The organism is Candidatus Electronema sp. TJ (assembly GCF_048287355.1).
GTDB lineage: Bacteria > Desulfobacterota > Desulfobulbia > Desulfobulbales > Desulfobulbaceae > Electronema.
Window position 1 is genome coordinate 1 of sequence record NZ_JBLWEP010000124.1, and the last position, 5,145, is coordinate 5,145.

Consider the following 5,145-nt stretch of genomic DNA (forward strand, 5'->3'; position numbering starts at 1 on the left):
CTCCTACCGCACCGCCAGCCCTGCGTAGCCAACCACCCGCTGCACATCGCCGCTGACATAGCCGGAGTCGGTGTAACGGAACAGCTGAGCACGCTCCGCACCCAGCTCCAAGGCGGCGAACAGGGCGATGGTCACAGGGATGACCCCGCACATGCTGATCCGCTTGGTCAGCACGGTGCGGTAGAGATGGGCGGGATCAAGACTGAGGATGTCGCCAAGCGCGAGCTGATCTTTCTCCGAAACCACAGTGCGCGGCTCGTGGTGACTCAGATCGGTGCTGACCACTAAGAGCACTGGTTTAGCATAATTTTTGACTGCTTGAGCCAAATCCATGCCCGCCTGACGGCACTGCGGCAGAGGCAGGCGGGAAATGCAAATCGGGACAATCCGCAGCTTCTTTTGCAAATGCTGGAGAAAAGGCAGCTGCACCTCAAGAGAATGCTCGCGCCGGTGGGCGGCATTGTCGCTCTTGAAAAGCTTGGAGCCTTTGACCAGCGCAGTCGCCAGGTCTTGCGCCAGCGGCACCGTGCCAAGCGGCGTTTCCCAGTCCTCGCCGCTCACTGCCAGCGGTGCGCCGAGGCCGGTGCTGTGGTTCGGGCCGAGAAGAATGACCGTCTCCGGGATTTCCACCCGCGCCAAGGCCTCGCCCGTCACTTCGCCGGAATAGACGTAGCCCGCGTGCGGAACGATCGCCGCTTTGGCCGGAGCCTTCTTTTTCCGCAGCGCAGCAGGCAGCAGACGGGCCACCTCCTTCCGCAGCTTGTCCGGGTCAGCCTCGTAAAATGTGCCTGCAACTGCTGGCTGGCGGATCATGCCTTCACGCTCCACGTCGTTCCCTCCGGTCCGTCCTGCAATTCAATTTTATGCGATAGCAGCTCGTCGCGCACCGCGTCGCTGGCCGCCCAGTCCTTGCGCTCGCGGGCGGCGTTGCGCCGGGCGATCAGCTCGTTGATTTCCGCCTCGCTCAGGCTGACAGCAGCGAGCAGCTTTTCCTTTTTCCGGCGCAGATAGTCTGCTGGGTTTTGCCCCAGCAGGCCGAGCAGGCCCCCCAGCTCGCGCAGGTCCGCCGCGCCCTGCCGCAACGCGGCCAAGTCCTCGGCGTTGCCGGGCTGATCCAGCAGCAGCCGGGCTGCCTTGTTGAGCAGCTTCACTGTGTCAAAGAGCTGGCCAAGAGCCTGCGCGGTGTTGAAATCATTGTCCATCGCCGCTGCGAACTGCTCGCGCAGCCCGGCGATCTTCTCCCGCTCTTTGCTGCCTATGCGCGGCTGCTCCGCTCCGCCTGCCTTCTCGTCTAACGCAGCAATCTTCGCCAGACACTCGTACATCCGGTCAAGGCCCGCTTCAGCATCGCGCAGGGCGGTTTCGTTGTAATCGAGCGGATTGCGGTATTGCGTGGAGAAGAGGAAGAGACGCAGCACTTCAGCAGGCCATTGCTTGAGCACCTCGCGGATGGTGAGGAAATTGCCCAGCGATTTGGACATCTTTTCCTCTTTGACTGTGACAAAGCCGTGGTGCATCCAGAGATTGGCAAAGGGCTGGCCGTTCGCACCAACCGACTGCGCTATTTCGTTCTCATGATGCGGAAAAATCAGATCTTGGCCGCCGCCGTGGATGTCAAAGGTCGCGCCGAGATATTTGCGGCTCATGGCCGAGCATTCAATATGCCAGCCTGGACGGCCTTCGCCCCACGGGCTGGACCATTTCGGCTCACCCGGCTTCGCGCCTTTCCAGAGGACAAAGTCCATCGGATCTTCCTTCTGCTCATTGATATCCACCCGCGCTCCAGCCTGCATTTCCTCGAACTTGCGTCCTGACAGGCAGCCGTAGTCCGCGAAGCTCCGCACCCGGTAATAGACATCGCCGCCGGAAGGATAGGCCAAGCCTCGCTCGACAAGCTGCTCAATCAGGGCGATCATCTCAGGAATGTGCTCGGTGGCTTTCGGCTCTATGTCCGCCCGCAACGCGCCCAGCGCGTCCATGTCAGTGTAAAATTCGGCGATGAAGCGTTCGGCCAGCTCCTGCGAGTCCACGCCCTGCTCGTTCGCCCGGTTGATGATTTTATCGTCAATATCTGTGAAGTTGCGGACAAAGGTCACTTGAAAGCCGCGCCAGCGCAGGTAGCGCACGGCCATGTCGAAAACCAAAGCGGAGCGAGCGTGGCCGATGTGGCACCAGTCGTAGGAGGTGATGCCGCAGACATAGAGGCGAATATGGCCCTCCTCCAGCGGCTGCAACGATTCCTTTTTTCGTGTCAGCGTGTTATATATGCGGATGTTCTTCATCGTTCAGGGGCAATAGAGAGATGTCTGATCAGTTTGCGCCCAGCATAACACAGTCATCCGCAAGGGACAAGCAGATGCGCGAGCAATGCGCATCAAAGGGGAAGCATGAGCGGAAACAATTCTGAAGGGCAGCTGGCCTGCATCGGGCTTGGCTCCAATCTGGGCCAGTCGCGCAGGCTGCTGCTGGAAGCGTGGCATTCACTTGGCGGGCATCCGCAGCTGAAGCTGCTGCGGCTGTCCTCGCCCTGCCGGAGCAAGCCTGTGGGCATGGTGAGCGAAAACTGGTTCATCAATGCCGCCGGACTGCTGCGCTGCCTGCTGCCGCCAGAGGAGCTGCTCGACATGCTCTTGAAGACCGAGCTGCGCTTCGGCAGAGTGCGCCTGCCAGGGCAGCAAGGCTATCAGGACAGGACTCTTGATCTTGACCTTCTGCTGATCGAGGGGCTGACGCTGCGGACAGAGCGGCTGACGCTGCCCCATCCGGCCTTGCAGCAGCGGCTCTTCGTGCTTGCGCCGCTGGCGGAAATCGCCCCGCAGCTCCGGCATCCGCTGTTGAACAAAACGGTTGCCGAGCTGCTGGCGGAGCTGGAGCCAAAAACAACAAAAGGCGATTTTGAGTGGACGCGCTGGGAAGACTGAGCAGGATCAGGGCTGCTGTTTGACATAAATCAGCTTGCTGGTGTCAAAGCCGCGCTGCCGCGCCTGCTCGACAAAACGAGCGAGCAGTTCCTTGTTCACAGTTGGTGTGCGCGAGAGCAGCCAAAGGTAGGAATGATCCGGGCCAGAGACAAAGGCATATTGGTACTGCTCCTTGTCCAGCTCAAAGATAACGTAAGAGCCGTAGAACGGGCCGAAGAAGGAGACCTTCAAATAGCCGGTGCTTGGTTCTTCGACAAAAAACGCCTTGCCTGCGGCCTCTTTCCATTCCTGCTTGGCCGCAAGGAAGCCGCGATTCTTGACCGCCACGCCGCCGTCCTCGCGCAGAGAATATTCGGCGGTGACGCGCTCCATGCCCCGCTCAAAGGAGTGATCGAGCCGGGCGATTTCATGCCATTTGCCCAAGTAGCGGCTGAGTTCAAAGCCGCTCACCGGACTGACATTCTTCGGCATGCCAAGGCAGCCGCCGAGCGTCAGAGCGGCAAACAGGGCTAAACATCTGCGCAATGTTTCCATATCTGGTCAAAGCAGGTGAAGGATTGCTGGCAGGGCACTGTTGTTTTTCGCTTGTTCCTGCCAGTTCTGCCAATAGAGCATGTAGTTGTCATAGAGCGTCTGGCGCATGGCACTGTCAGCCGCCGCATTGCCGCCCAACGGTTTATAAAATGTGTAGTTGTCGTTCGGGTCCATGTAATGAAACTCGAAACAGACGAACTTGTCCACATGCGGAGCCGCTGTCCGCAGCTGAAGGCGGATTTTGTCTATCGATGCTGGAATGAGCTGCGGATCTTCCCGGTCGCCCAGATTGGTGAACAGCTCCACATTGCCCCAGAGCGGCTTGCCTGCGGCGTTTGCGGCTTTGCGGACAGCCCGGAAATATTGACTGACCTGGTCGTTGTCTTTGGTTAATGTGTGCGGCTCCACACCAACCCCGTCTTGCAAGATGATGATGTCCAGCTCGCTGTTCTTAAGCACATATTCCCACATTGCGCCGAACTGTTCCGCCGAGTCCAAGGCTGTGTTGAAAAACGGAGAGATGGCCAATTTTTTCCCCGGCAGGGCCTGATGCACGGCCTTGGCCACCCGATCGATGATTGAGGCCAGATAGGGATGATTTGCCGCTGGCGTGAAAGCATTGTTGGCGATTTCAATCGAATAATAAAAGCCGCCAAGGGCAGGATGACTGCCGTGCTGCGCCGCCAAGTCATTCACCACCGCGATGGAGCGCAGGACATGGTGTTCAATTATGAGCTGATCCGCCGCGCTGAAGTTCTCATCTGTCACTGCATCCCACCAACTCAACGAGCTTGACTCTTCATTGAGATAAAGGCCAAGCCAAACTTGGATGCCCGCTTTCTGCGCCGCGTCGAGCAGATAGGCCACCGGCTCCTTGCCGTCCTGATTGGGCGAGCCTGTCCAGTTTGTCGGTGTCACCCAGCCTCTGGTTTCTATGCCGTTGAGCGTCAGAGGTGCCGGATTGTAGAAGGCGAAGTCCGCATCCGGGCTGCCGCCGTATTGATTGCTGAACCACGTCTGCCCTTTTTCAAAATGCACTGTCCACTGGTAAAAAAGCATTTCCGCGCCGACATCGGCCATGCTTTGCACCCAGCTGTCGTATTCACCTTGACTTGAAAAGCTTTGAAAATCTGTCGCGCCGTAGCCAAGAGACGGCTGGACGAAAAAGCCATGAATACGCGCTTCTCCAGCCGCAGACTCATCTGCGGCATGCATAATCAGGGCAAAGGAAACGCAAAGCAAAAGAAAGAATGACATGATGTCCTCCATTGAAGTCGAAACATAGAGCTGGAGCAGAATAGAATGATTTTGCCCCCTGTCCTTTTGAGCGCAGCAAAAATTCCCACGATCCTGAGAAGATTCTTCCCTGCAACCGGAAGGGGCAGGTCAGGGTCATTTTACGACGCTCCGGCTGTGCTCCGCTCCGCTCGTCGCCAAAGATGAGGAACAGAGGACGGAAAATGCCCGGCAGCACGCTGGAGACGCGCCGTTTCACGCTTCATTTGCCTCATATGAAGCTTTATATGAGACGGATGAAGCTTCATATGAGACAAATGAAGCGTGAGTTGAGGCGAATGAAGCTTCATATGAGACAGATTAAACTTCATACGAGACGTATGAAGCGTGATTTGAGGCGGATAAAGCGTGACATAAGCCGTATGAAGCGTGAGTTGAGACATATGAAGCGTGA

The 5,145-nt window shown here is 57.8% G+C and carries 6 protein-coding genes; 2 read left to right on the forward strand and 4 right to left on the reverse strand.

The genetic code is table 11. The features are described from left to right. Nucleotides 1-3: 3 nt before the first annotated feature. Together amrB and cysS are read right to left on the reverse strand one after the other, a co-directional pair. Nucleotides 4-828, reverse strand: a complete 825-nt coding sequence (gene amrB, locus ACNKID_RS09270; RefSeq protein ID WP_417913145.1) for an AmmeMemoRadiSam system protein B — start codon at nucleotides 826-828, stop codon at nucleotides 4-6. Continuing rightward, nucleotides 810-2,282 (reverse strand): cysteine--tRNA ligase, encoded by a 1,473-nt coding sequence (gene cysS, locus ACNKID_RS09275; protein WP_417913146.1) that lies wholly within the window; start codon nucleotides 2,280-2,282, stop codon nucleotides 810-812. Before cysS ends, amrB begins: the two co-directional genes overlap by 19 nt. A 105-nt stretch (nucleotides 2,283-2,387) precedes the next feature. On the opposite strand from cysS, the gene folK reads away from it, so the two are divergent. Next, nucleotides 2,388-2,921 (forward strand): 2-amino-4-hydroxy-6-hydroxymethyldihydropteridine diphosphokinase, encoded by a 534-nt coding sequence (gene folK, locus ACNKID_RS09280; RefSeq protein ID WP_417913147.1) that lies wholly within the window; start codon nucleotides 2,388-2,390, stop codon nucleotides 2,919-2,921. Nucleotides 2,922-2,927: 6 nt separating this feature from the next. Here folK and ACNKID_RS09285 read toward each other — a convergent pair whose 3' ends face one another. After that, complete coding sequence (locus tag ACNKID_RS09285; RefSeq protein WP_417913151.1) at nucleotides 2,928-3,446, reverse strand: lipocalin family protein; 519 nt, start codon at nucleotides 3,444-3,446, stop codon at nucleotides 2,928-2,930. A 15-nt stretch (nucleotides 3,447-3,461) separates the two neighbouring features. Continuing rightward, nucleotides 3,462-4,712: a DUF4434 domain-containing protein gene (locus ACNKID_RS09290; protein WP_417913148.1), complete on the reverse strand. Its 1,251-nt coding sequence runs from the start codon at nucleotides 4,710-4,712 to the stop codon at nucleotides 3,462-3,464. Between the two features lie 203 nt (nucleotides 4,713-4,915). On the opposite strand from ACNKID_RS09290, the gene ACNKID_RS09295 reads away from it, so the two are divergent. After that, on the forward strand, nucleotides 4,916-5,145 hold a 230-nt coding region (locus tag ACNKID_RS09295; RefSeq protein ID WP_417913149.1), incomplete at its 3' end, for a hypothetical protein.